Raw genomic sequence first — 25,404 nt, 5'->3', positions numbered from 1 at the left:
TGACCAAACTAAAAAAGGTGCCAATGGCACCTTTTTTGTTGCTTTAAAACTATGCCGATACCGATTAGAAGTGGTATTGGGCAATCACAGAGTAAGTGTCTTGATCGACGCCTTTCACACCGTATTTGTTGGTCCACAAATCATATTCGATACCCACCAATAATTTATTGGCTTGATGATCACCGAACAGGCTCTTACCGAGATCGTATTTTAGCTGTGGGTTGAAATGGAAGTTTTCCTCGTAGCCGTTATCGTCGGAGGCAAATACCCAGTCGATAAAGCCATCGAGTACTATGTTGGCAGATCCAACAGGGATATCGATACGAAATACAGGAGTGAACTGCCAGCCGTCACTATTGTTACCAGTGCTCATACCATCGCGGCGATAGGTATTAAAGTTAAGATAAGTGAAGTATGGTACTGCTACGTCAACCCCTAAACCGTAAAGTAAGCTGTGGACTGGGCCTTCACCTTCTTCATAGGTTAACGCTAGAGACAAGTCTGTTATTGGGCCAAAGGCTATTTTTTCGCCAAGAATTTTACTGGCACTAAAACGTGGCGAAATTTCACCATAGGTAGTGCTTTCCATGCCCGTGTCGTTACCTTTGAAATAGATAAAATCTTGGAAGGCAAACCAATCGCCGTATTTCCAACCGCCAGCCGTTTCTAGGGTGATAGTGGCTTGTTTATCCGATGGCGCTAAATCGTAGTCTTCGCCATAGAGGGCTGTTGCACTGAAATCCCACCACTGTACTAAGTCACCCGCAAATGCTTGAGGAGAAAGCATTAGTGCTAGGCATAGGCATGTTTTTTTCATTGTTATTTCCTGTTGTATAGGTCGAAGTTAATTCGTGTCTTACTCAATCCGCTCTCTGACCTATGGCATGGTTTGATGGGTAAGTTCAAACCTAGCGCGAGTGTACGTCAAAGGACTTGCTCAAAAGTGGGGGCAATATATGCAAAAATTTACATTTATTCAAAGTTTTTATCGAATGTTGTTGTCAAAATCACATAATCATTAGGCGAGGGATTTGATTTTTAGATAATTGATTTTTAATGGTTTTTATTTTTATCGCGCTGCTTATGGATTGGGGTTTGCTATCTTTTTGAATTGATTATGCTTAATTTTAAAACAACCTAACGGCTTTCGTGGGCGGATATGGGAGAATGAGGATTAAGTCATAGGTGATTGAGTGTGCGTTTTGATAGGGTAAATTTTGACATATTATGTCGATTATCCGAAACTCTGCTGTTATAGTGCAGTAAAGGACACTCTCATTTCAGGGGGAAATATGGAGTTTTCAAATCCGATTTTAGTGTGGGCAGTGATTGGTTTAGTGTTAATGCTCGCCGAAATAGTGGTTCCAGGTGGCATAATAGTGTTGCTGGGTGCGGCTTGTTTAGTCGTGGCAGGTGCGTTAGGCATAGGACTGGTCGAAGGTGTCGTGCAGAGCATGACCCTGTGGTTTATCTCTGCCATTGTGTTGTTATTGGCTTTCAGACAAGTCACTCAGAGGCTCGTTGGTGGTGATTCCCATGTGGATAACACGGATGAAGCAATCGAACTATACAATCAAATTGTTCGCGTAAAGCAGACCATAGGTCCTGGGCAAACACCTGGGCGGGTGGAGTTTCAAGGTAGTGAATGGCCAGCGCTTGGCGATGGCAGCATTATTGAGGCGGGTACCGAAGTCAGAATTATTTGTCGTGAAAATATCGCTCTAGTCGTTGAGCCTATTTCAATAGAAGCTTCCAAAAACTAAAGGATGGAATCTATGTTTGTATTTACCTTAGTCATTTTATTTATCTTTTTTATTCTCTATAAGTTGATGCTTATCGTGCCGATGCGTGAAGTGCATGTCATTGAGCGTCTTGGCAAATTCCGCGCAGTATTAAGCCCTGGATTTCATTTTTTGATCCCTTTTTTCGATCGCGTCTCCTACCGTCACGATACCCGTGAGCAAGTATTAGATGTGCCGCCACAGAGTTGTATCTCCAAAGATAACACTCAACTTGAAGTGGACGGCTTAGTCTACCTAAAAGTGATGGATGGCAAATTGGCGAGTTATGGTATTGAAAACTATCGTAAAGCAGCGGTGAATTTAGCCCAGACCACTATGCGATCTGAAATCGGTAAGCTGAGTTTGAGTGAGACTTTCTCTGAACGTGATAGCTTAAATGAATCAATCGTGCGGGAAATAGATAAGGCTTCCGAGCCATGGGGAATCAAGGTATTGCGCTATGAAATTCGTAATATCACGCCTTCACGCCATGTGATCCACACTCTTGAGAAGCAGATGGAAGCTGAACGCCGTAAACGTGCCGAAATCACCTTAGCGAATGCCGAAAAAGCGGCGATGATCAATATGTCTGAAGGTGAGCGCCAAGAGGCGATTAACCTATCAGAAGGTCAAAAGCAAAAACGGATTAATGAAGCTAAAGGTACAGGTCAGGAGATCGCTATCATAGCGAAAGCAAAATCCGAAGGTATGGCAATGATCTCGCAGGCGTTAGCGGTCAATGGCGGCACAGATGCGATGAATATGTTATTGAAAGAACAGTTTATCGCTCAAGTTGGCAAGATCCTCAATGATGCACAAGTCTCTGTTGTCCCCGCTGAAATGGCGAAACTCGAAGGTTTCTTCGAAGGCATGGAGCAGGTCACTCAGACTATGAGTGGCCAGAATAATCTTGGCAAAGGAGCGCGATAATGAATATTCCAGTAGATACAGATTTGATTGTGATGGCGATTTGGGGCCTGATATTTGCCATTTTTGTGATTAAACTATTTCAATCGATCCGCCTAGTACCCACTAAATCGGCTTTTATTGTTGAGCGTTTAGGTAAGTATCACAGTACGTTAGATGCGGGGTTCCATACTTTGATCCCCTTTGTGGATAAAGTGGCTTTTATTCATGATTTGAAAGAAGAAACCATTGACGTACCACCGCAGGAATGTTTCTCGAGCGACGAAGTAAACGTTGAAGTGGATGGGGTGATTTATATCTCTGTGACTGATCCAGTGAAGGCCAGCTATGGTATTACCGATTATCGTTATGCAGCAATTCAGTTGGCGCAAACGACGACGCGCTCTGTCATAGGGACACTTGATCTTGATCGTACGTTTGAAGAGCGTGATGTGATTTCAGCCAAGGTAGTGCAAGTCTTAGATCAAGCGGGTGCCCTGTGGGGAATACGTGTGCATCGTTATGAAATTAAAAATATCACACCACCTGAAACCGTTAAAAATGCCATGGAAATGCAAGTAAATGCCGAGCGTGAGCGCCGTGCATTATTGGCTAAGAGTGAAGGTGACAAACAGAGTAAAATTAACCGTTCTGAAGGGGTTAAAGCTGAAACGGTAAACCGTTCTGAAGGTGAGATGCAGCGCCGGATTAACGAAGCCGAAGGTAAGGCTGAGGAAATTTTAACCATTTCTCGTGCGACGGCAGAATCGATTGAACGTCTCGCCTCTGTTATTGCCGCACCGGGTGGTCACAATGCCCTGCGGATGCAACTCGGTGAGCAATACTTTAAACAGCTCGATGGCTTAAGCCAGAAGAATAGTCGAGTCGTATTGCCGGGTAATATGGTGGATTTCGATTACTGGATGAATAGCATAGGCTTAACGGAAGAAAAACCGAGCTAAGGCTGTGGTTAAAATCTGAAACTAGCTAGTTCATTAAGGTCAAATACTCAGGTGTTTGGCCTTATTTTTTGGCTGTAATTGGATACTGAGTTATGAAGAGTGGGTGGGTTAGACAGCTTCTGTTGAATGAACCGCCAGAAGCTGCAGTTGGGCATAGATAAATTTTTCATTGAATGGAAGGCTAATAAGCTAGGCGTTCATGAATTTGGGAATGGGCGTGGGTTTCAATGAGCTTGGCAATTTGGTTTTGTTCTAATTGCTGAAGCGCAGAAATTTCGTCATAAATCTTGTCTTGAACATCCAGCGGCATGCGCACATGTTCCATAAACATCCTAATTCCCAGCATGTCGCCACTCTTGAACAGTTGGCTGAATTCGGTGGCCTCTATCTCGATTAATGCATTCATAATACTTCACCCTGAGGTTGGATTTGACACAGATACAGCGGTCTTGCTGTTAATTAAGAGATACGCCTAAGTTTGATCTAGGTCAATTAAACTGCATATTAATCTTTCTTAATAAAGAATTTTGTTGTTTACAAATAATGGGTTATAAATTTAGTAGATCAGCAAATTTGAAATGAGTTGTTGTTTAAAACTGACTTTTTATGGGCGGGCAGAGTCAATGAGTGAGTCATGTTATACGGACAAAAAAATAGCGACGAGCGATAAAACGCTGGCCGCTATTTATTCTTAATAGTCTATCAGGAGTAGGCTAAAGCCTTATTTAGGAATCGCCAGAATCTGGCAACCATTAATTCCCGCTTTTTGCAGTGTATGACGTTTACGCTCTGCATCACGTTTACGCTCGAAGGGGCCTAAAGCAACCTTGTACCATACGCCGGTTGTACCTTCGACTTGTCTCACTTGCGCCTCTAAACCTTGGAAAGCGATGACAGCTTTCATCTCGTTCGCCTGTGATTCTTGGCGGAAAGAAGCACACTGCAACTGATATTGCATCGGTGTTCTGCTCGCAACAATATCGGGAATATCGACCTCAACATGCTTATTTTCAAGCTCGTTGAGATAGGTCCATTCTTCCTTTGGTTGTGGTGGCAGAGCATTAGGATCCTTCTTTGGCGGAACAATAAGCTCAGCAGTTTCAGTTGTCTCTACTGGGATAACGACCGCTTGGCGTTCAGGTTCTTTGACCTTAGGAGTAAGCACCGCTGTCTCTTGAGGCTTAACTTGTACTTCCGTTTTCTTGGCTGGAGCGGGTATCGGCTTCACTTCTTGCTTAGCATTATCTTTAATGCTTGACAGGAAATAGACGAAACAACCCACAGCGAGTATGACAAAGCCTATCAAGGTCAGCGGCAGCTTCTTACGCGGCGCCGATTTAGATTGTGAAGGCTTTGCTCGAGTTGGGCGAGTCGCGCGGATTGGGCGCGGTTTAGCGCCCGACTGCGGCCTTCTATTGGCATAATCGCGATTACTCATGGCTTACATCCGCTCTAAGGTTTCAATACCGAGTAGATTTAGGCCTTTTTGTAACGTACGAGCCGTCAGTTGCGCGAGTAATAAACGGCTGTTCTTTTGCGCATCATTATCGGCGGCAAGCACTGGACAAGCTTCGTAGAAGCTAGAGAAAGCACCCGCTAATTCATATAAATAAGCACACAGTACGTGCGGCTGACCTTTATCGACAACACGATTGAGGATCTCACCGAACTGTGCCAACTTATTACCCAGATCTTTCTCTTTTTCATGCTCAAGCACGATTTTCGCTTGGCTGAGATCCAGATCGGTTACTCGCTTGAATATGCCCGCAACACGGGTGTAAGCGTACAGCAGGTAAGGTGCGGTATTGCCTTCGAAGCTGAGCATTTGTTCAAAGCTGAAAATGTAATCGCTGGTGCGGTTTTTCGACAAGTCAGCATATTTAACGGCGCTGATCCCAACGACACGGGCAATTTCAGTCAGCGTGGCCTCATCCATATCAGGATTTTTGCTACGAACGAGTTCTAGCGCGCGCACATTGGCTTCTTCTAACAGGTCAACTAACTTAACGACACCGCCGCTACGGGTTTTGAATGGACGGCCATCTTCGCCGTTCATAGTGCCAAAACCTAAGTGTTCTAACGACATATCTTCACGGACAAACTTAGCCAGTTTCGCTAGGCTAAAGACTTGTTGGAAATGCAGTGCCTGACGTAGGTCAACAAAATACAGGACGCGATCGGCCTTTAACACGTTCGAGCGGTAGCGCATTGCCGCAAGATCTGAGGTGGCATACAAATAGCCGCCATCGGCTTTTTGGATGATAACAGGCAATGGCTCACCTTCTTTGTTGCGGAAGGCTTCTTGGAATACGACTTTAGCGCCGTTACTTTCGGTTAATAAACCTTGGGCATCTAAATCTTTAACCACTTGCTCGAGATCGGCGTTATAAGCACTTTCACCGTGTACATCGGCGCGGGTCAGGCTCACACCTAAACGGGCGTAGACTTCATGGCAGTGGCTTAACGAAATATCGTTAAATTCGCGCCACAGTTTGTTGCAATACTCGTCGCCAGATTGCAGTTCAACCACTAACTGACGAGCGCGGGTGGCGAATTCTGCTGATTCGTCGAAACGCAGTTTAGCGGCACGATAAAAGTTTTCTAAATCAGACAGTTCAAGTTGAGCTTCTTCACCATTTTTGGCGCGCAGCTCTTCCATATAGGCCAGCAACATACCAAATTGTGTGCCCCAGTCGCCCACATGGTTTTGACGAATAACCTTGTGGCCTAAAAATTCTAACGCACGCACAACACTGTCACCAATGATGGTTGAACGTAGATGGCCTACATGCATTTCTTTGGCGAGGTTGGGTGAAGAGTAATCGACAACAACGGTTTGTGGTGTCGGTAACTTAATGCCTAAATGCTCATCGTTGACGGCATTTTGCAGTTGATCTGCTAAGGCGCTGTCGTTGATGAAAAAGTTGATAAAGCCTGGTCCTGCAATTTCAACCTTAGCCACAAAAGCCGAAGCCGGTAAGGTATCTATGATCAGTTGGGCTAATTCGCGTGGATTCTTGCCTGCGACCTTGGTTAGCATCATGGCTAAGTTGGTTGCCAAGTCGCCATGACTCTTATCCTTGGTTCGATCTACCTGAATGCGTGCTTCAAAGTCAGCAGGCACAATACCTTGTTGTTTAAAGGATTCTAGAGTTTGTTCAAGTAATGATTGGATATGTGATTTCATGGGTTCTAATCGGCACTAACTTTAAGAGTGAATACAGGGAATAACCGCATATTTTAGCCGTTTGTGGTTAACAATTGCTATCTTCCCGATGATTTTTTATCAAATGATTGTGAAATACTCGACTCAGAGGAGATCCTGCGGATCTCTGTCTAAGCTCCATCGGCAGCGTTTAGCTTCGATAAGTTGTTCTACAAGCGGATGAATACGTTCAAACTCTTGCTGCAGACGGTTGCGGTTTTTAGCTTGGAATAAGAGTTGGCGACGGAACTTGCCAGCTTTTTTATCTAAGGGCGCGGGCATAGGGCCAATCACCTCAAATTCTTTATCTTGGGGCAAGAGCGCGGCGAAGGCGTTGAGAAAATTATCGGCATCACTGGCTAAATGCGCTTCGGCGCGCACCAACACCATGTGCCATGCTGGCGGCAGCAGTGCCTGTTGACGTTCTTTGAGCTGGCTGCGAGCAAACTCGCCATAACCGCGGTGCAGCAAATCCCGCAAAATGGGATTGTCGCTCTGGTGAGTTTGCAATAATACTGTGCCGGGTTTACTGGCGCGCCCTGCACGACCTGCAACTTGGGTATAGAGTTGCCCAAAACGCTCAGGTGCGCGGAAGTCGGCACTAAATAAGGCGCCATCGACATCGAGTAACCCAACAAGCGTCACATCAGGGAAGTGATGGCCTTTAGCCAGCATTTGCGTGCCGACGAGGATTTTATATTCCCCCTTATGAATCGCATTTAAGTGGGTTTCTAATGAACCTTTAAGGCGGGTCGTATCACGGTCGATGCGCACTACTGGATGTTTCGGAAACTCCTGTTGCAGCGCTTCTGCGAGCTGTTCTGTGCCTATGCCTTGGCCCATCAACATAGTGCTGCCACATTTGTGACACTGCTTGGGGATGGCGTATTGATTGCCACAATGGTGACAGCAAATTTCGCCAAGGGATTGATGTACTGTGAAAAATGCGTCGCAGCGGTCGCATTCGTGTAAGTGCCCACACTCGTGGCAAAGCAGGGCTGGTGCGAAGCCGCGGCGATTGAGAAACAACAAGACTTGGTTCCCTGCATCTAAATGCAGGCGGATTTCGTTCAGTAACGGCACTGACATACCGGCTTTCAGCGGCATATTTTTAATGTCGATAATGCCTTGGCGCACTTTTTTAGCCGCACCTGCGCGTTCACCCAATTGTAAATGATGGTAACGGCCGCTTAAGGCATTTTGTAGACTTTCGAGTGAGGGCGTCGCTGTGCCCAAAATCACCGGAATCGCTTCTAAATGGCCACGCATGACTGCCAAGTCGCGGGCATGATAACCAACGCCTTCCTGTTGTTTGAAACTACTGTCGTGTTCTTCATCGAGTATGATGATGCCGGGATACGCCATAGGTGTGAACAATGCTGAGCGGGTGCCGATAATGATTGCAGCCTGACCACAGCGGGCCTGGCGCCATGCTTCGAGTCTCTGATTGTCGGTTAACCCTGAATGCAAAATGGCAACATTGACTTTGAAACGGCGCTTAAAGCGATTGATTGTCTGGGGGGTTAAGCCGATTTCAGGCACTAAAATTAACGCTTGTTTGCCTTGCTTGAGGATTTCTTCGAGTACAGCAAGATAGACTTCCGTTTTACCCGAACCGGTAATGCCTTCTAATAAAGTACAGTGATATCCTTGTTGCAGATTTAAAGTGGCAACGGCGACGGCTTGTTCTTTATTGAGTTTATGTGGCGTTTCGTCCATTTCGAGTGTGGTGCGCCAGTCGAGGTTAAGCTCTGCAATTTTTTCATGGCGTGCCACCCAACCTTTATCTTCTAGGGCTTTAAGCGCCGCTTTACTGATGTCTAAGCTGATAACCTCTTCTTGGGTTAAGCTGGCGGTTTTGAGTAACTCGAGTAGTTTTTTCTGTGCGGGTGCGCGTTTAACCGCTTCGGGCGCAATATTTTGGCCTATTTCAGTTAATTGCCAGAATTGGATTTTTTGTGGCGCGGCATCGAGCCCTTTACGCAGAGCCACAGGTAAGGCTTGGGTTAGCATCTGCCCTTGGCTGCAAAAATAGTATCTCGCAGCCCAAAGAGTTAATTTATAAAGTGATTCAGGCAGTAAAGGTTTATCGTCGATAAACTCGAGCACAGACTTAATTTGCTTTGGGGCTAAGCTGCAAGACTCAGTGATACCTGTGACTAACCCGATCAATTGTTGACGACCGAAGGGAACTTTAACGCGCACACCTATTTGCGGTGTACTAGGATAGGATTCGGGTACGCGGTAGCTAAAGGTTTGCCGCATAGGCACAGGTAACGCAACTTCGACAAACAATGACATATGCAGGCAAGTCTTAGACAAGAATGTGGTTTAGTGTACTCAGCGCGGCTGGCTAGGGCTAGCCCTAATGATGGTTTACCAAGGATAGTTGAGAGTAAATAAATGGCTAATATAGTGAAATCATTAGGTCTACTTGCTTTGGTGTGCAGCGCACCTAGCATGGCACAAGTCTCCCATGTGAGCATTAATAGCCGGATGTTTGAATTAGGCGCTTACCCTAAACTCAGGGTGAATGTGATCGCAGACAATCAAGATATGTCGCGCTTAGAGTTTGTCGTGCAGCAAGCTAGCGGCGAAGAAAGGTTAATGGTTGAGGAGATTAATCGCTTTTTAGTTTTACTCACTGGCGTTGAAGATGTGAAGGATAGCAGCGCTAAACTCTTAGTGAGAGAGTATCGCCTTGACCGATGGTATGACGTCAAAAGTATTAATTTATTCGGCGCGGCTAAACCTGCCTCTGCCACGTTAACGACAAAAGCGGTTCCGGACACTAAAAATACCACCACAGCGGGCGCCCCAAAAAGTGCGGATAAAGTGGGCATTAAGCCTGTAACAGTGGTGGCAGAATTAAAGCCACTTGTAGAGGTAACGCCCGCAGTGACTGTTGTTACTGCTGCAAATACCCAATCCAAAGTACCAACGGTAGAAGTGGTGACTGGCTTTAAATTTCCTGAAGCCGCGAATAAACAAAATACGTCTGCTACTGAGATAAACGCCTTCGCTAAAACCTCTGAGACGATTGCTGTTGAAAAAGTGGCTGTTGAAAACGCTGCAACTGAAACTGTGGTTCCAGAAATAGTGAAAACGGCAAATAATGAGCAAAAACAGAATATTGCTGAAACGGCCTCACAGACGCCCGAACATTGCCAGTTAACGTATCTTGCTGGCGAGACGTTGTGGCGTATCGCTAATCGATATGCCAAGGATTGGGATGTGAGTGTATATGGCGCTATGTTGGCGATTTACGAGGCAAATCCTGTGGCTTTCTCGAAGAATAGAATCAATGCACTCAAGAGCAATGCGGTGCTATCTTGTCCTTCGAAAATGATTTTGGATCAGCATTCTGATGCTAAAGAGGCGCGGGCGGTATTTGAGGCTAAAGAAGCGGGAAAATAAGCCGCTTAACTAAAGTCAAAATAGACACAGATTAACCGGCAAACGCTCAGATAATCTACTTGTATCCCTTGTAGGTATGCTGTACCATTCTGCGCCCTAAACATATTGTTATTAACATGCATGTGGTGTCCGACTACGGGTTGGAAGAGCGACATGGCCTTACACTTTTGAGGTAACCCCAATGAAACCAGGTATCCACCCAACATACGCTATCATCACTGCAAACTGTACTTGTGGTAACGTTATCAAAGTAAACTCTACTGCTGGTAAAGATCTGCATTTAGACGTATGTGGTGCTTGTCACCCATTCTACACTGGTACACAAAAAGTTGTTGATACCGGCGGTCGTATCGACAAATTCAACAAGCGCTTCGCAGTGCTTGCAAAGAAATAATTGCGATTGCAATGTTTCTAGAAAAGGCGCCTATGGCGCCTTTTTGCTTTTTGTTATTCGTCAATTTTCTTTATTCCGCTTATTCTACATATCTAGCTGGTACGACTTCACTCAATAAATCGTCAACTTATTCTGTATTGAGAGTTCAAGTGTATAATTCGACTTATTTATAGCAATTAACTATAAGATAAATATGCTAGTCGCCATATATTGTAATTTAACCAACATTTTTGAGATTAAGTCGCTACAACTAGCGCAGTAACTACAAAATATATGTTTGTTTCCTACAAAACATATTAAGAAATGCAGCTTTATTATAGGAGATAAGTTTATAAAACTAAGCTTAGAGGGTCTATTTGGCGGCTAAAGTGAAATTTATGAATCTCTTATTTATAAATTCCCCTTATTGGCGTATCTTACCCCGACCAGCCAGACTATTAACATCACCCTTTGGTGAGATTAGATGTGTGTTGGTAGGTCTTACTCTCATCAATTATAAATGTCGCATTTCAGGATTTTAAAATGTCAGATATTCGTCAACAAGCACTCGATTATCATGAATTTCCCATACCAGGCAAAACCGCAGTTTGCCTTACCAAACCCGCCGAAACGAGTCACGATCTCGCCCTAGCTTATAGCCCAGGTGTGGCTGAGCCAGTACGCGAAATCGCTGCAGATCCTGACAATGCGTATCGTTATACCAATAAAGGTAATACGGTTGCCGTGATTACCAATGGTACGGCTATCTTAGGTTTAGGGAATTTGGGCCCTTTGGCTTCTAAACCTGTAATGGAAGGTAAAGCATTATTGTTCAAGCATTTTGCGAATATCGATTCGACAGATATTGAGATTACGCATAATACGCCTGAGGAATTTATTAATACTGTTGCTGCGATTGCTGACACTTTTGGTGGTATCAATCTTGAAGATATTAAAGCGCCCGAATGCTTTGTTATCGAACGTGAATTGATTGCTCGTTGTAAAGTGCCAGTATTCCATGACGATCAACACGGCACCGCAATCGTGACCGCGGCGGGTATGATCAATGCGCTGGAAATTCAAGGCAAGTTGATAAGCGACGCGACTTTTGTGTGTATGGGCGCGGGTGCTGCTGCCATCGCTTGTATGACTATGCTGGTAAAATGCGGTGCGAATCGCGCCAACATTTACATGCTAGACACTAAAGGTGTTATTCATTCTGGCCGTACAGATCTTAATGAATATAAAGCACTATTTGCGAATGATACCGAGAAACGCACGCTTCTTGATGTTATTAAAGGCGCAGACGTGTTTTTAGGTCTATCAGGTCCTGACGTCATTGGTGCAGAAGAAGTCGCGCTGATGGCCGATAAGCCAGTGATTTTTGCGTGTTCTAACCCAGACCCTGAAATCAAACCTGCACTTGCTCATGCAACACGTAGTGATTTGATCATGGGTACGGGTCGTAGCGACTATCCAAATCAAGTGAATAACGTATTGTGTTTCCCGTTTATTTTCCGTGGTGCATTGGATGTGCGTGCGTCTTGCATTAATGATGAGATGAAAATTGCGGCAGTTCATGCAATTGCTGCACTGGCGAAAGAGCCTGTGCCTGCGAGTGTGTTGAAGGCTTATCCTAATGTGACTTCACTGAGTTTTGGCCCTGAATATGTGCTGCCAAAACCTATGGACCCACGTTTATTGCCAAATGTTGCCCGTGCGGTTGCACAAGCGGCTATCGACTCTGGTGTGGCTGCGATCACCACTTTACCTAAATACGCCGACTAGGCTAAAAGTGGTAAAAACATTAAAAAGAGGCTAATTAGCCTCTTTTTTGTTTTTAAGTGGACATTAAAGTCACAGCGTCTTAGTTGCCTTTTAGGTTATGCTACTGAATAATCAACGGACAACTTTTGTTGAACTTCTGTTAAAATCGCACAAATAATTATAATAATCCTGCAGGATAGCGGATAGATGAAATTCACCCGAATGTTAACTACAAAATTAACCAGCTTTTGGTTAATGTCATTAGCCGCTATCGCCTTCGTATTTTTGCTGAGCGCTATGATGAGTTTCGTGCAGCTGACCTATAAATTTCAGCAGCAAAAAGTAGCTGAACTCGAAACTATGTTAGTCGATCAGTTCCAACACCAACCTGATTGGGAGTTAGAGGCTTGGCTACCGCCTATGCTGCTTGCTTACAATGCCGTTAATTTTCGGTTGACCTTGAAAGATGAAGTGTTATTTGCCTATGAAGGCAACCTTTCTACGCAAAATGCGATGGTGTATGACCATGTGCTAGAGCCGACATCTGGCTTGCGTATGCAGTTAACCTTGACTCAGCCCTTTGAACATTACACTTTCAGTTGGTATGAAATTCTGATTTTGTTGGTCGGTATCTTAGCCGTGGCTGCCTTAGTGCGTTTTGGTTATTTATGGTTTTCACAGCAGCTCGATGGCATTGAAGAATTAGCCTTACGCAGTCGATTGATTCTGCAAGGTAAGTATGAGCAAGCACTCGCTACCCCTGGAAATGGTAAACCAAGGCTGATTAACCGTGCTTTGACTAAGTTGTTAGAAGAGTTACAGGATGCACAAAAGGAGCGGGGGCGTTTCGACAAATTCATCCGTTCTAATACCTTTCTTGATGCGGAAACGCGCATTGGTAACCGACTCTTTTTGAATAATCGTCTCGACGCCCTTAGTCATAATCAGGCTATGCTTGCCCACGGGGTGATCTATTTATTAGAAATGGATGATCTGGATTTATTGCAGCAATCCCAAGGTGAAGCAGTGACGAAAGAGCTATTAAACTCGACTGTTAATGCGATAAGTCAATTACTGCAAACTCAAGCTAATAGTATTTTTGCCCGTCGCTCCCATAATCAATTTGCCATAGTCGTGCCGCAAATCTCCTTAATTGAAGCGGATCAATTTGCCAGCAAATTACTCAAGATATGTCTAAGCCAGCCTTTGCCTGATGTTGAGAATAGCGATAACTTTTTCCACCTCGGATGCGCTTATTTTACCGCAGGCGATAATGCGGCTCAGTTAATTGAAGAAGCCGATATGGCTTTGAGGGCGGCACAATTACAGGGGAATAGTAATTGGTTTATGTATGACAAAGGCGCGATTGATGAAGAATTTGCCAAAGGCTCAGTGCGTTGGCGAAGCTTTTTAGAAAACGCATTAGTGCAAAGGCGATTTTTCCCCTTTAGCCAGCCGATAATTGATTCAGATGGTAATGAGCACCATAAAGAGATATTTACGCGGGCTCGGGATAATCAGGGGGCGTTAATCCGTGCCACACTGTTTATTCCAATGGCTAATAAATGTGGCTTAATGCCGCAAGTCGAACGGCAAATTATTGAGCGGGTATTGTTATTATTGTCGAATGAATTAGCAGACGGCGTATCGAATGCTCAAACAGTTAAGAAATCAGCGCCGCAGATATACAGTATTAATCTGAGTTTGGATTCGCTAATGAGCCGAGCCTTCACTCAATGGCTAAAAACGACGCTATTAGAATATCGCCATCTAACCACGCGACTGATTTTCGAAGTGTCTGAAGATATTGTTATTCAACATCAAGAAAAGTTGCAGCCTAAATTAGATATGATCCGTAAAATGGGCGCGAGATTATGTGTCGATCATGTGGGTCAGCAGGTTGTCGGTACTTATTACATTCGCGAATGCCATTTTGATTTAATTAAGTTACACAGATCCATCGTGCGTCATATTCATTTACGGCCAGAAAACCAATTATTTATCCGCAGTTTGATTGGCGGTTTATATCGAACGGAAGTACAAGTCTGCGCCGAAGGGGTAGAAGTCTTTGAAGAGTGGCAGACACTGCAAATCCTCGGTGTTGGCGCAGCGCAGGGAATGTATTTCAGTGAACCCATAGAGGCTAAGTAAGGGAAGTTCAGTGTTTGGGTGATTAATGTCGTCTTAGAGACAAATAGATCCTATTATTCACGTATTTATCTATAAAATACGAGCATTTGCGGCTAAACTAGCCAGTGCCAAAAATATGACGTTTGCGGTTTTTATTCTGTATCGAGCAGGTCATAGGTCAAGGAGCACTGGAGAGTGGAGTGACAGGAAGTTTGTGCGAAAGAGACTACTCAAGCTTTTAAATTCAGTTGGTTATAGGCATCTTTATGGAAAAAAGTCTTATAGGTCGATTAGCCTTTTGGCAGAAGAGAACAGAACCGACTAGCCTTGGTGTCTATGTCTGCGCCGATAAATTATGGGTTTACGCACCTGCCCAAAAAGAAAATGCTGAGCAGTGGTTACCCTTTGAGCTGAAAGATGAGCACTGGTCATTGGCGTTTGCTGCTGTGGCTAAATCCTTTCCCAATGCACAGTTACAGCTGATTTTGGCTTCCGGCCTTTATCAATTACTGCTGACCGATAAACCGAATGTCGATACTGTCGAGTTATCCCAAGCCTTGTTGTGGTCAATTAAAGACATGGTCACGCTACCTGTACCGCAAATCCATTTGGATTACTTTGAGTCACCCATTCCGAGTAATAAAATCAATGTTGTGGTGGTGGATAAAGCTAAGCTAGTGAGTATGGTGCAGGCCATTCATGAACAAGATTTACAGCTTTTCGGTATTAGTATCGAAGAGTTAGCCGTGACTAACCTATTTAATGATGACAACCAAGCGCGTCTGGTGGTAAGCCATAATCCCGGTCAAGAATTGCTACTGACTGTGGTTAAGCAAGGTCAGCTGTATATGCAGCGTCGCGTGCGCGGATTTACTCAATTGGATAAGACTCAAGCGGATGAGTTAAGTTATGGCATGGCAGACAATTTAAGCTTAGAAATTCAGCGCTCTATGGATTATTTTGAAAGTCAATTGAGACAGGCTCCGGTATCTTCTATCGAACTCCTCGCCGATGGTGCCGTGGATACTTTAGCTAAGTTAGTCTCGGCAAACTTCAATCAAGCTGTGAATGTCATTGATAAAAGCTGTGTTGGCGCGCGAATGGCGGGATTAGCCTTTGCTGAATTTTATCGAGGTACTGAGTGATTAAATACCGAGTCAATCTTTACACTCCTTCATTATTGCCCCCGAAGCAAAGATTAACCTTTGCGCGTTTAAGTGCCTACGCCTTGGTTTTTGCGATCTTATTTGCGGTTTTAGGTGGTTATAGCTACTGGCAAGTCAGTGAGTTACAACAGGCACAGCAGTTGGCTGCCCAACAAAAGCAGCAATTCGATACCCAAAAACAGGCATTAGAAGCACAAATTGCTGCGCGTAAACCCGATGCCGATCTTGTTGCGCGAGTCGATTTAGCGGCACAACAGTTAGAGCTGAAGCAATTACTCATGGGAGAATTGAGTCTTAGGACTTCTTTAACTAGCCGTGGTTTTGCGCCAGTTCTTAAAGATTTAGCCGTCGTGTCGGATGCGAGTGTTTGGCTTAGTCATATCGTCATTAATGAGCAAGATTTTATGTTCGAAGGTTTTGCCGACCATCCTCAAAGCATTCCGCAGTGGATTGGCAAACTCAAAACTACGCAGACTTTAAAGGGGCAAGCTTTCTCGTCGATGAGCATGGATCGCGGTGAAGATAAACCTTTGGCCTTTACCTTGAAAAGCGATAACAAGGAGGAAGCCGCGCAATGAAGCAAAAGTTAGCCCAATTAGGACAACAGTTTGATGCGCTAAGTCGCCGTGAGCGAGTGTTGATCTCAGTCGCCATTCTGGCCGTGGTCGGCATGCTGAGTTATTTACCCTTAGAGTCCCTGTGGAAAACCCATGTGGCTGTTTCACAACAGTTAAAAGCCTTAGAGCAGGAAAACGCGATTTCGGCTCAGCAGATTGACTTGTATCAGCAACGTTTAGCGTTAGATCCCAATCAAGATTACCAACAGCGTTTAGTGCTGTTGCAGCAACAGAATCAAGCCCTAGATGCCCAACTCGATGAGCAGATGGTGGATATGGTGCCGGCAGACTATATGCCGCAGTTGCTGGGTAATTTACTGGGACAAGTGCAAGGGATTAAATTAATTAAGTTTATGTCGATAGCGCCCATCCCTTTGTTACCCGTGGGTGAAGAGAAAAAACTCAATCTATATAGCCATGGTATTCGCTTGAGTCTAGAGGGCGATTATTTTTCTGTGTTGCGCTTTGTGGAAGCCGTTGAGGCCATGCCAGATAAACTTTATTGGAAGCGTCTCGACTATAAAGTCGCAGAATATCCAAAAGCGACCATTGAGATTGAACTTTATACCTTGAGTATTAATAAGGACTTTATCAGTGTTTCTAAATAAGTCTTATATTATCAGTGTGTTGTTATTGGTTAGTAGCCCTATGGTGTCTGCTGAATCGCTGCGCGACCCGACTTTGCCCGGTAAAGGCTTTGCTGTGCAGGGTCATGCGAGTCAAACGCAGGATCAGGCGCTTGTACTTAACAGCATAGTAAGCTCAGGAAACACGGCTTATGCTGTGATAAATAACAAGATATTGTCTGTTGGTGACAGCGTTCAGGGGCTGAGTATCGTTAAAATTACCCCCACTTATGTATCGCTGTCCGATGGACGAAAATTGACATTGTTTCAAGCAATAACAGAGAGATAGGGAATACACCTCAGATGAAAGCGATTAAATACTTTACACCTCTGCTCTCACTTTGCCTTGTGGCGTGTCAGACCACAAATAGGCCACAGCCGGAGGCGAGTAAGGCGGAATTAGCGGCCTCAATGGCGACGGCAACGGCATCAACGACGCCACCGCCTGCGACTATGCCGGACGCGGTTCAGCGGGAATTGAATTCAGGCGCATTGCTATCAGGTTTGACCCCCACGTTGGAAACTGAGCGTCGTTTCGATGTATCAGCCCACGATGTTGATGCTAAAGTATTTTTTCCAAGCTTAGTCCAAGGTACACCGCTGAGTGTTGCCGTACATCCCGACGTGCAAGGTACGATTTCATTATCCCTTAAAGGTGTGACGTTAACTGAAGCAATTCAAGTGGTTGAAGATATCTACGGCTACGAAGTCAGTCGCGAAGGGCGCATCCTAAGAGTGTTTCCTGCTGGAATGCGTACCGAGACGTTTCCGCTGAATTATCTCTATATGGAACGTGATGGCTTATCTGTGACGTCAGTGAGTTCAGGACGGATTTCGGATAGCAATAATTCCAATAGTAATTCGAACAATAACAATTCAAACAATAGCGGCTCGAATAATAACAATAACTCGAACAGCAGTAATGGCAATAACTCGAGCAGTAACGGCGGTAGCGATAGTAGCAACGGTACTTTTATCCGTTCGCGTACTAAGACGGATTTTTGGGGAGAGTTAAAAGAGACATTATCCTCGATAATCGGCGAAACGGGTGGCGGTCGTCAGGTTGTTGTTACGCCGCAGGCGGGTTTAGTGACCATTCGTGCTTTTCCTAGTGAATTACGCCAAGTGCGTACTTTTTTAAATTCCGCAGAAAGTCATTTGCAACGCCAAGTGATTTTAGAAGCGAAGATCCTCGAAGTCACATTATCCGATGGTTATCAGCAAGGTATCCAATGGGATAATGTGCTGGGACATGTTGGCAATACTAATGTGAATTTTGGTACATCAGCGGGCCCAGGTTTAAGTGATAAAATCACCTCGGCTATGGGTGGTGTCACCTCGTTGAGCATTAAAGGTTCTGACTTTACGACTATGATCAACCTATTAGATACCCAAGGTGATGTGGATGTACTGTCTAGCCCAAGGGTCACTGCATCGAATAACCAAAAAGCCGTAATTAAAGTGGGTTCCGATGAGTACTTTGTCACCGACGTTTCTTCGACCACAGTTGCGGGAACAACACCTGTGACCACTCCGCAAGTCGAGCTTACGCCGTTTTTCTCGGGCATAGCCTTAGACGTTACGCCGCAAATTGATAGTGACGGCAATGTGTTACTGCATGTGCATCCATCTGTTATCGATGTAAAAGAGCAGAGAAAAAACATCAAAGTGAGTAATGAATTGCTTGAATTACCCTTAGCTCAGAGTGAAATTCGTGAGTCTGATACTGTCATCCGCGCGGCTTCTGGTGATGTGGTGGTGATTGGTGGTTTGATGAAGAGTGAAAACATCGAAGTGGTATCACAAGTACCTTTGTTGGGTGATATTCCTTTCCTAGGTGAATTATTTAAAAACCGTAGTAAGCAGAAGAAGAAAACCGAGCTTATTATTCTGTTAAAACCTACGATAGTCGGTGTCGATACTTGGAAAACGGAGCTGCAACGTTCTAAGACCTTATTAGATCGTTGGTATCCGGAGACAAAGTAAGCTTCTATGTATCAGAAGCATTTTGGCCTAAGCCAACCTCCATTTTCACTGACACCTAATACCGGATTTTTTTTCGGTCTGTCGCCACATGTGGAAGCCTTGCAAGTCTTGCAAACCGCGTTGCAAACGGGCGAGGGCTTTATTAAGGTGACTGGGGAAGTGGGGACTGGTAAAACGTTGATTTGCCGCAAGCTTATCAACGAATTGCCGAGTCAGTTTCATTGCGCATATTTGCCTAATCCTTATCTCACGCCAGCTGAATTACGCTGGGCGGTAGCGAGTGAGCTGGGCCTTAAATACACCAGCAATATCGACCAGCAGCAACTCACTGGACTTATTCAACAGCAGCTTTTAGCCTTGAGCGCCCACGGGCACGCCATCGTATTGGTACTCGATGAAGCGCAGGCATTGCCGGACGACAGTCTTGAGGCGCTGCGGTTATTCACTAATCTGGAAACCGAGACACGCAAATTATTACAGGTAGTGTTATTTGGGCAACCCGAGCTCGATGACAGGCTTAAACGCCAAGAATTTAGGCAATTAAGACAGCGGATTACTTTTAGCTACAACCTTCGCCCACTGACATGGGATGAAACCGACGCTTATCTTCGCCACCGATTAGCTATCGCTGGGCGTGCGGGCGAACCACTCTTTACATCACGGGAAACACGTCAGATAGCCTATGCGTCCCGAGGGATCCCCAGATTGATCAATATTCTTGCCCATAAAGCCTTGTTATTGAGTTTCGGCGAAGGCGCTACTCGTGTGCAAACCTCCCACGTTAAAGCCGCAATTCAAGACACCGAAGATGCAAGTGTTCGCCGATTATTATCGTGGAAATGGTTGCCTTTTTTCACTTTGATGACAGTGGCTTTCGGTTTGGGATTACAACACTTTTTCAGGGGTGTTGTATGAGCGTGATCAACAAGATGCTGCAGGATCTCGACAAGCGTCAGCAGGGGCATGAGCTCAGCAACGTGGCTCAGCCACAGGTGCAATATTTAGCTCGCAGGCGGGCTCCGTTTAACGGGCTGCTGCTCTGTGGTGTGTCATTGCTATTCGGTGGCGCTCTGGTTTATGGCTGGCAACTTTTCATGGCAAAGCCTGCTGAAGCGACTATTTCGGCTCAAACAAATGGGCAAAATGAATCTACTCAGACTCAAATCGAGCCTGTGCAGGTAGACAAGATTACTTCGAGGCAGCCTTCAGCAAGCGTCGAAGTCGTCGAAGAACCGCTTAAAGTTGCGACTACGCAGGAGTTTACGACTAAGAGTGAAGAGCTTGAACCCAGTGTCGACGACGTTGTACTTAATCAGCCGCTAGAATTTGAATCAGAAAATGAGGTTGAACAAGAGTCACAACGGCAACTAGATGAGAGCTCAGTACTCGCAGATGAGCTAGTCGATACGGTAAGCGAGCCAAGCCATTCACAGTCAAATCGTGTGACATCAAGTGTGCGAAGCGCCGAGGTCACTGCTGCCGCACCCTCTGCATTAATGATGTCAGAACGTGCCAGTGTTGCCGCCGATAATGAACTTAACGCGAGCAATGAGCTTAAAGTACAAGAAGTTAAAGCTGATGCTGGCACTAATCGACTCACGCCCCAAGAGCAAGGGCAAATGGCGATTACTGAGGTGAAGTTGACCCCAAAGCAGTTGGCGCAGAAGCGGTTTACCTTAGCGAGCGAGGCTGAAAGGGATGGCAAACTCAAAGATGCCATTAGTTATTATGAGCAAACATTAGGCTTTGATCCCAGTATGCATGAAGCGCGCAAGCAGTTAGCTGCGCTGCATTATGGGCAAGGTCAATTAGCCAAAGCCAGTGAAGTGTTACTGCAAGGCATGCTGTTATTCCCACAGCAGTTAGACTTTGCCTTATTGCTTGCTCGGGTTCAGCAAGCCTCTGGTCAGGCTGATCTCGCATTAGTGACGTTAGCCAACATACCTGACACGCATCCACTGGCGAGACAAAAGTGGATGGCACAATCGGATTTAGCGCAAAAGTTAGGACAGTTTTCGTTGTCAGAACAAGCCTATAGACAATTATTGCAACAAGAACCTCAACAGGCTAAATGGTGGATGGGGCTGGCCTATGCGCTCGATTCGCAGCAGCAATTTCCCCAAGCACGCCAAGCCTATCGGACTGCTTTAGGCCATAGAGGCTTATCGGCGCAGGCGAGTGCCTTTATTGAACAACGTTTGACTCAGCTAGGAGATAGCCAATGAAACCCAGATTAAAAATGCGTTTGGGCGATCTGTTAGTTCAAGAAGCCATTATTACTGAAGCGCAGTTGCAACAGGCGTTGGCCGAGCAGCGCAATACGGGCAAAAAACTGGGCCGAACCCTCATTGATCTGCAATCGATTACCGAACATCAGTTACTGCAGTTCTTGTCGCAACAATTGAATGTGCCTTTGCTGGATATCAGTAAAATGCCTATCCCTGCGGAAGTGGTGCATCTTATTCCTGAGGTGCAAGCACGACGTTTCCGCGCTTTAGCGGTTGAAGACCGGGGCGATAGCGTATTAGTTGCAATGAGCGACCCCGCGGATTTGCAGGCGCTCGATCACCTCGAAATGCTTATCGCACCTAAGCGTTTGAAGTTAGCGGTAGCGCCCGAGCAGCAACTGCTGCAAGCGTTTGATAACTTATATCGCCGTACAGACCAAATTGCTCAGATTGCCGGTAAGCTCGAAGAAGAATACGCCGCCGATGAGATGTTCGATTTAGCCAGCCTCACGTCGGGCGATAGTGACAATGAAACCACAGTGGTTAAGTTGCTGCAGTCGATTTTTGAGGATGCGGTGCAAATGCGCGCCTCGGATATTCATATCGAACCCGGTGATAAAGCCTTACGTATTCGCCAGCGTATCGATGGTCAGCTACATGAAACGATTCTGAATGAAGTTAATATTGCCGCGGCTTTAGTATTACGACTTAAGTTGATGGCGGGTCTCGATATTTCCGAGAAACGTTTGCCGCAGGATGGTCGTTTCCATATGGAAATCAAAGGTCATCATATCGATGTGCGTATGTCGACTATGCCGATTTACCACGGCGAATCTGTGGTGATGCGTTTGCTCGATCAATCAGCGGGTTTATTGACCTTAAACGAAACCGGTATGCCGCCTGCTATTTTGGCGCGTATTCGTAAACAGATTAAACGTCCCCACGGCATGCTACTGGTCACAGGTCCAACGGGTAGCGGCAAAACGACCACTTTGTACGGTATTTTGAGCGAGCTCAATACCGCCGACCGTAAGATCATCACGGTCGAAGATCCGGTCGAGTATCAATTGCCGCGGATCAACCAAGTACAAGTTAACCATAAGATTGGCTTAAACTTTTCAAATGTATTACGCACCACCTTACGTCAAGACCCCGATATCATCATGGTGGGGGAAATGCGTGACCAAGAAACCGTGGAGATTGGTCTTAGGGGTGCATTAACGGGTCACTTTGTGTTATCGACCTTGCATACCAACGATGCGGTCACCAGTGCGCTACGTTTACTCGATATGGGCGCTGCGAGTTATTTAGTTGCTAGTGCCTTAAGGGTGATTATTGCCCAGCGTTTAGTGCGCCGAGTCTGCCATAACTGTGGGGTAGAGTATCAACCGACACCGCAGGAAAAAGCCTGGCTGAGTAGTGTGAGCCGCAAAGATTTTACCCATGCGAATTTTAGAATTGGCACGGGTTGCCAGAGTTGTAATGGCAGTGGTTACCGCGGTCGGATCGGTATTTTTGAAATCCTCGAGCTAGATGAAAAGATGATCGATGCTATGCGTACTGGTAATCCGCAGGATTTTGCCAGAGCCGCGTTGCAGAGCCCTAACTTCACCCCACTCGCAGAGTCTGCTTTGCAATATCTGAGCGAAGGCATGACGACGATTGAAGAGGTTGCTAAGTTGGTGGAAGACGTGAGTGAATCTCAGATACCTTTGTCGAAGGATATTATCAGCCAACAAGGCGTTGAGGCGTAATTATGCCAATTTATCAATACCGTGGACGCAGTGGTCAAGGTCAATCCGTTACGGGACAATTGGATGCCGCGTCGGAAAGTGCCGCTGCTGACATGCTATTGGCGCGTGGCATTATCCCCCTTGAAGTCAAAGTCGCCAAAGTGGCTAAGTCGTTCTCACTGACTAAGTTATTTGGTGGGAAAGTCGCGTTAGAAGAATTACAGATTTTTACCCGACAAATGTACTCCTTGACCCGTTCTGGCATTCCTATTTTGCGGGCAATAGCAGGCTTATCTGAAACGGCGCATTCCCAGCGAATGAAAGATGCGCTTAATGATATTTCTGAGCAGCTCACCGCAGGGCGACCCTTGTCATCATCCATGAATCAACATCCCGATGTGTTTGATTCTTTGTTTGTTTCTATGGTGCACGTGGGGGAGAACACGGGTAAGTTAGAAGATGCCTTCATTCAACTTTCAGGTTATATCGAGCGTGAGCAAGAGACGCGGCGACGAATTAAATCGGCCATGCGTTATCCCATGTTTGTATTGATTGCGATTGCGCTCGCTATGGTGATCCTCAATATCATGGTGATCCCTAAGTTTGCTGAGATGTTTTCTCGTTTTGGCGCCGACTTGCCGTGGGCGACAAAAGTGTTGATTGGTACATCAAATCTATTCGTGAATTATTGGGCGCTGATGTTGGTGGCGCTGATTGGTACTATCATTGGCATTCGTTACTGGCACCATACGGAAAAAGGCGAGAAGCAGTGGGATAAGTGGAAGTTACACATTCCCGCCGTAGGGTCGATTATTGAGCGTTCGACGTTAGCCCGTTATTGTCGCAGTTTCTCTATGATGCTCAGTGCGGGCGTACCGATGACGCAGGCCTTAAGTTTAGTGGCCGACGCGGTAGATAATGCCTACATGCACGACAAGATAGTCGGTATGCGCCGTGGCATAGAGTCTGGCGACTCTATGCTGAGGGTATCGAATCAGAGCAAGTTATTTACGCCACTAGTGCTGCAAATGGTGGCTGTGGGCGAAGAAACGGGGCAAATCGATCAATTACTCAATGATGCGGCAGATTTCTATGAGGGCGAAGTAGACTATGATTTAAAGAACCTCACCGCGAAATTGGAGCCAATTTTGATCGGTTTTGTGGCCGTGATTGTCTTAGTGTTGGCCTTAGGGATATACCTGCCAATGTGGGATATGCTCAATGTGGTCAAAGGCGGTAAGTAAGCGATATGGATAATATTTATTTCCTATCTTATACGTGGGACTGAGGTTAAATGCAGACTCAGCAAAAGGCTGAAAGCGATCTATTACGTATCTATGGACGCATGATCGCCATTGGAATTGTGTTGGTTATCATGGCGGTGATCGGAGCTAAGTACTTTTTTACGCTACCGCAAATTGCGGCTCGTGGATTGGAAGTGGAACACGCTCGTTTTTTAAATGTGCTGGTGATGGTGCGTTCCCAGTGGTTGTCTTTGGGTAAGCCGGCGCAATTGCAGTTGAACTGGGAGGTATTTGATAATCCCTCCCCAGAAACTGAGTCGAGTGTTGTCGATATCAATGATTTAGGATGGCCACAACCTAAGCACTTAAATGATCAAGGCTGCCAAGATTTGTGGCAACAGTTAATGGGCGCTGAAACTGATAATTTAGGTCTAGAGGCGGATTATTTGGTTAAGGATAATAGCTGCCACTATCGGTCTAAAAATGGCGATAGTTTAGGCTATCAACTGAACTCTGGCAGGGTCATTTTTTTGACTGCTCCGTAAAATATTGTTAACTCAATGGCTTTTTAAAATTGATTTAACTGTTAGAATAAAATTTCTGAGGTCTGGGGACATATATATGAAAACTAAGCAAACAGGGTTCTCATTAATCGAACTTGTGATTGTGATTGTGATTTTGGGTTTACTCGCCGCGACGGCGATCCCACGATTCTTAAATGTCACCGATGATGCTGAAGATGCCAGTGTTGACGGTGTTGCGGGTGGTTTATCGACTGCAGTCAGCTTTGTGCGTTCTCAGTGGGAAGTCGATGGGCGTCAAAATAGCAGCGTTATCCTCGACGGTAACACAGTAAATGTCGATACACGTTTTGGCTATCCAACGGGAACTTCAGTAACCAGTGCGACAGCTATGACTAATGCCAGTTGCCAAGAAGTGTTTAACACTGTGTTGCAGAGTGCTCCACGTAACGTATTATTTAACCAAGATGCACGTAATCAACGTTATACCGCTCGTGTTATTAACGCCGCAGGCGGCAGTGCTAACTCAATTACTGGCGCAGTCGTCGCAGGTTTAGATTTATGTGTTTATCACCAAGTGGCTTCACTGGTGCTAAATCAAACGAATGGTGTACCCACTCCTGCCCCTGATTTAACAACGGTAGGTGCTAAGGGAATTGTGTATAACCCAGGCACAGGCAGAGTGTTAAGCTTCACTCAAACACCATTTGTACCATAGGCCGTAATTAATAGTTTTATTTTG

The 25,404-nt window shown here is 45.5% G+C and carries 23 protein-coding genes; 18 read left to right on the top strand and 5 right to left on the bottom strand.

What is annotated here, in order from left to right; translation table 11 throughout:
* Positions 1-64 precede the first annotated feature (64 nt).
* Positions 65-817: an outer membrane protein OmpK gene (locus tag HGO26_RS13340; protein ID WP_168825703.1), complete on the bottom strand. Its 753-nt coding sequence runs from the start codon at positions 815-817 to the stop codon at positions 65-67.
* A 475-nt stretch (positions 818-1,292) separates the two neighbouring features.
* Here HGO26_RS13340 and HGO26_RS13335 point away from each other — a divergent pair, with 475 nt between their 5' ends.
* Genes HGO26_RS13335 through HGO26_RS13325 form a run of 3 tightly spaced genes read left to right on the top strand, consistent with a single transcriptional unit; the run spans position 1,293 to position 3,649 of the window.
* On the top strand, positions 1,293-1,763 hold the full coding sequence (locus HGO26_RS13335) for an NfeD family protein (protein WP_113940097.1): 471 nt from the start codon (positions 1,293-1,295) through the stop codon (positions 1,761-1,763).
* Between the two features lie 12 nt (positions 1,764-1,775).
* Positions 1,776-2,711: an SPFH domain-containing protein gene (locus HGO26_RS13330; RefSeq protein ID WP_105251260.1), complete on the top strand. Its 936-nt coding sequence runs from the start codon at positions 1,776-1,778 to the stop codon at positions 2,709-2,711.
* Complete coding sequence (locus tag HGO26_RS13325) at positions 2,711-3,649, top strand: SPFH domain-containing protein (RefSeq protein WP_168825701.1); 939 nt, start codon at positions 2,711-2,713, stop codon at positions 3,647-3,649. The genes HGO26_RS13330 and HGO26_RS13325 overlap by 1 nt, the downstream gene beginning before the upstream one ends.
* A 181-nt stretch (positions 3,650-3,830) precedes the next feature.
* Here the strand turns inward: HGO26_RS13325 and HGO26_RS13320 are convergent, their stop codons facing one another.
* From HGO26_RS13320 to priA, 4 genes are all read right to left on the bottom strand, one after another.
* The gene (locus HGO26_RS13320; RefSeq protein WP_006083282.1) at positions 3,831-4,055 is read right to left on the bottom strand and encodes a hypothetical protein; all 225 of its coding nucleotides are present in this window, start codon (positions 4,053-4,055) and stop codon (positions 3,831-3,833) included.
* A gap of 315 nt (positions 4,056-4,370) precedes the next feature.
* Positions 4,371-5,087 (bottom strand): SPOR domain-containing protein, encoded by a 717-nt coding sequence (locus tag HGO26_RS13315; RefSeq protein ID WP_168825699.1) that lies wholly within the window; start codon positions 5,085-5,087, stop codon positions 4,371-4,373.
* Positions 5,088-5,090: 3 nt separating this feature from the next.
* Entirely contained in the window at positions 5,091-6,836 is a 1,746-nt protein-coding gene (gene argS / locus HGO26_RS13310; protein ID WP_105251263.1) for an arginine--tRNA ligase, read from the bottom strand.
* Positions 6,837-6,959: 123 nt separating this feature from the next.
* Complete coding sequence (priA, locus tag HGO26_RS13305; protein ID WP_113940093.1) at positions 6,960-9,155, bottom strand: primosomal protein N'; 2,196 nt, start codon at positions 9,153-9,155, stop codon at positions 6,960-6,962.
* A gap of 102 nt (positions 9,156-9,257) precedes the next feature.
* Between priA and HGO26_RS13300 the strand changes: the two genes are divergently transcribed.
* The 15 genes from HGO26_RS13300 (at position 9,258) to HGO26_RS13230 (ending at position 25,380) form a co-directional block, all read left to right on the top strand.
* A complete protein-coding gene (locus HGO26_RS13300; RefSeq protein ID WP_168825697.1) occupies positions 9,258-10,271 on the top strand; it encodes a FimV/HubP family polar landmark protein in 1,014 nt (337 codons plus the stop codon).
* 181 nt (positions 10,272-10,452) lie between these two features.
* Complete coding sequence (rpmE, locus tag HGO26_RS13295) at positions 10,453-10,665, top strand: 50S ribosomal protein L31 (RefSeq protein ID WP_063883331.1); 213 nt, start codon at positions 10,453-10,455, stop codon at positions 10,663-10,665.
* A gap of 522 nt (positions 10,666-11,187) precedes the next feature.
* Entirely contained in the window at positions 11,188-12,432 is a 1,245-nt protein-coding gene (locus HGO26_RS13290) for a malic enzyme-like NAD(P)-binding protein (protein ID WP_168825695.1), read from the top strand.
* 186 nt (positions 12,433-12,618) lie between these two features.
* Entirely contained in the window at positions 12,619-14,562 is a 1,944-nt protein-coding gene (csrD, locus tag HGO26_RS13285) for an RNase E specificity factor CsrD (RefSeq protein ID WP_168825693.1), read from the top strand.
* A gap of 245 nt (positions 14,563-14,807) precedes the next feature.
* Entirely contained in the window at positions 14,808-15,686 is an 879-nt protein-coding gene (locus HGO26_RS13280; RefSeq protein ID WP_105251268.1) for an MSHA biogenesis protein MshI, read from the top strand.
* On the top strand, positions 15,683-16,285 hold the full coding sequence (locus tag HGO26_RS13275; RefSeq protein WP_105251269.1) for a fimbrial assembly protein: 603 nt from the start codon (positions 15,683-15,685) through the stop codon (positions 16,283-16,285). The genes HGO26_RS13280 and HGO26_RS13275 overlap by 4 nt, the downstream gene beginning before the upstream one ends.
* Entirely contained in the window at positions 16,282-16,932 is a 651-nt protein-coding gene (locus tag HGO26_RS13270; RefSeq protein ID WP_168825691.1) for an MSHA biogenesis protein MshJ, read from the top strand. The genes HGO26_RS13275 and HGO26_RS13270 overlap by 4 nt, the downstream gene beginning before the upstream one ends.
* Positions 16,919-17,239 (top strand): MSHA biogenesis protein MshK, encoded by a 321-nt coding sequence (locus HGO26_RS13265; RefSeq protein ID WP_105251271.1) that lies wholly within the window; start codon positions 16,919-16,921, stop codon positions 17,237-17,239. The genes HGO26_RS13270 and HGO26_RS13265 overlap by 14 nt, the downstream gene beginning before the upstream one ends.
* Positions 17,240-17,253: 14 nt before the next feature.
* The gene (gene mshL, locus HGO26_RS13260; protein WP_105251272.1) at positions 17,254-18,936 is read left to right on the top strand and encodes a pilus (MSHA type) biogenesis protein MshL; all 1,683 of its coding nucleotides are present in this window, start codon (positions 17,254-17,256) and stop codon (positions 18,934-18,936) included.
* 6 nt (positions 18,937-18,942) lie between these two features.
* The gene (locus HGO26_RS13255; RefSeq protein ID WP_105251273.1) at positions 18,943-19,851 is read left to right on the top strand and encodes an ExeA family protein; all 909 of its coding nucleotides are present in this window, start codon (positions 18,943-18,945) and stop codon (positions 19,849-19,851) included.
* Positions 19,848-21,161, top strand: coding sequence for a tetratricopeptide repeat protein (locus tag HGO26_RS13250; protein WP_168825689.1), 1,314 nt, complete (start codon positions 19,848-19,850; stop codon positions 21,159-21,161). The genes HGO26_RS13255 and HGO26_RS13250 overlap by 4 nt, the downstream gene beginning before the upstream one ends.
* Entirely contained in the window at positions 21,158-22,918 is a 1,761-nt protein-coding gene (locus HGO26_RS13245) for a GspE/PulE family protein (RefSeq protein ID WP_113940085.1), read from the top strand. Before HGO26_RS13250 ends, HGO26_RS13245 begins: the two co-directional genes overlap by 4 nt.
* A gap of 2 nt (positions 22,919-22,920) precedes the next feature.
* Positions 22,921-24,141: a type II secretion system F family protein gene (locus HGO26_RS13240; RefSeq protein ID WP_126491075.1), complete on the top strand. Its 1,221-nt coding sequence runs from the start codon at positions 22,921-22,923 to the stop codon at positions 24,139-24,141.
* Positions 24,142-24,191: 50 nt separating this feature from the next.
* Complete coding sequence (locus HGO26_RS13235) at positions 24,192-24,686, top strand: MSHA biogenesis protein MshF (protein WP_168825687.1); 495 nt, start codon at positions 24,192-24,194, stop codon at positions 24,684-24,686.
* Between the two features lie 76 nt (positions 24,687-24,762).
* Positions 24,763-25,380 (top strand): pilin, encoded by a 618-nt coding sequence (locus HGO26_RS13230; protein ID WP_105251278.1) that lies wholly within the window; start codon positions 24,763-24,765, stop codon positions 25,378-25,380.
* The last annotated feature ends 24 nt before the right edge of the window (positions 25,381-25,404 follow it).

The sequence above is a fragment of the Shewanella oncorhynchi genome (assembly GCF_012584455.1).
GTDB lineage: Bacteria > Pseudomonadota > Gammaproteobacteria > Enterobacterales > Shewanellaceae > Shewanella > Shewanella oncorhynchi.
The sequence above is the reverse complement of the archived record's forward strand: the minus strand, read 5'-3'. Positions and strand labels throughout refer to the sequence as shown.

What these genes read in the sequence shown, in the direction of transcription:
- HGO26_RS13340 (WP_168825703.1), bottom strand. Translation starts at nt 817, where the DNA reads ATGAAAAAAACATGCCTATGCCTAGCACTAATGCTTTCTCCTCAAGCA.
- HGO26_RS13335 (WP_113940097.1), top strand. Translation starts at nt 1,293, where the DNA reads ATGGAGTTTTCAAATCCGATTTTAGTGTGGGCAGTGATTGGTTTAGTG.
- HGO26_RS13330 (WP_105251260.1), top strand. Translation starts at nt 1,776, where the DNA reads ATGTTTGTATTTACCTTAGTCATTTTATTTATCTTTTTTATTCTCTAT.
- HGO26_RS13325 (WP_168825701.1), top strand. Translation starts at nt 2,711, where the DNA reads ATGAATATTCCAGTAGATACAGATTTGATTGTGATGGCGATTTGGGGC.
- HGO26_RS13320 (WP_006083282.1), bottom strand. Translation starts at nt 4,055, where the DNA reads ATGAATGCATTAATCGAGATAGAGGCCACCGAATTCAGCCAACTGTTC.
- HGO26_RS13315 (WP_168825699.1), bottom strand. Translation starts at nt 5,087, where the DNA reads ATGAGTAATCGCGATTATGCCAATAGAAGGCCGCAGTCGGGCGCTAAA.
- argS (WP_105251263.1), bottom strand. Translation starts at nt 6,836, where the DNA reads ATGAAATCACATATCCAATCATTACTTGAACAAACTCTAGAATCCTTT.
- priA (WP_113940093.1), bottom strand. Translation starts at nt 9,155, where the DNA reads ATGTCATTGTTTGTCGAAGTTGCGTTACCTGTGCCTATGCGGCAAACC.
- HGO26_RS13300 (WP_168825697.1), top strand. Translation starts at nt 9,258, where the DNA reads ATGGCTAATATAGTGAAATCATTAGGTCTACTTGCTTTGGTGTGCAGC.
- rpmE (WP_063883331.1), top strand. Translation starts at nt 10,453, where the DNA reads ATGAAACCAGGTATCCACCCAACATACGCTATCATCACTGCAAACTGT.
- HGO26_RS13290 (WP_168825695.1), top strand. Translation starts at nt 11,188, where the DNA reads ATGTCAGATATTCGTCAACAAGCACTCGATTATCATGAATTTCCCATA.
- csrD (WP_168825693.1), top strand. Translation starts at nt 12,619, where the DNA reads ATGAAATTCACCCGAATGTTAACTACAAAATTAACCAGCTTTTGGTTA.
- HGO26_RS13280 (WP_105251268.1), top strand. Translation starts at nt 14,808, where the DNA reads ATGGAAAAAAGTCTTATAGGTCGATTAGCCTTTTGGCAGAAGAGAACA.
- HGO26_RS13270 (WP_168825691.1), top strand. Translation starts at nt 16,282, where the DNA reads ATGAAGCAAAAGTTAGCCCAATTAGGACAACAGTTTGATGCGCTAAGT.
- mshL (WP_105251272.1), top strand. Translation starts at nt 17,254, where the DNA reads ATGAAAGCGATTAAATACTTTACACCTCTGCTCTCACTTTGCCTTGTG.
- HGO26_RS13255 (WP_105251273.1), top strand. Translation starts at nt 18,943, where the DNA reads ATGTATCAGAAGCATTTTGGCCTAAGCCAACCTCCATTTTCACTGACA.
- HGO26_RS13250 (WP_168825689.1), top strand. Translation starts at nt 19,848, where the DNA reads ATGAGCGTGATCAACAAGATGCTGCAGGATCTCGACAAGCGTCAGCAG.
- HGO26_RS13245 (WP_113940085.1), top strand. Translation starts at nt 21,158, where the DNA reads ATGAAACCCAGATTAAAAATGCGTTTGGGCGATCTGTTAGTTCAAGAA.
- HGO26_RS13240 (WP_126491075.1), top strand. Translation starts at nt 22,921, where the DNA reads ATGCCAATTTATCAATACCGTGGACGCAGTGGTCAAGGTCAATCCGTT.
- HGO26_RS13235 (WP_168825687.1), top strand. Translation starts at nt 24,192, where the DNA reads ATGCAGACTCAGCAAAAGGCTGAAAGCGATCTATTACGTATCTATGGA.
- HGO26_RS13230 (WP_105251278.1), top strand. Translation starts at nt 24,763, where the DNA reads ATGAAAACTAAGCAAACAGGGTTCTCATTAATCGAACTTGTGATTGTG.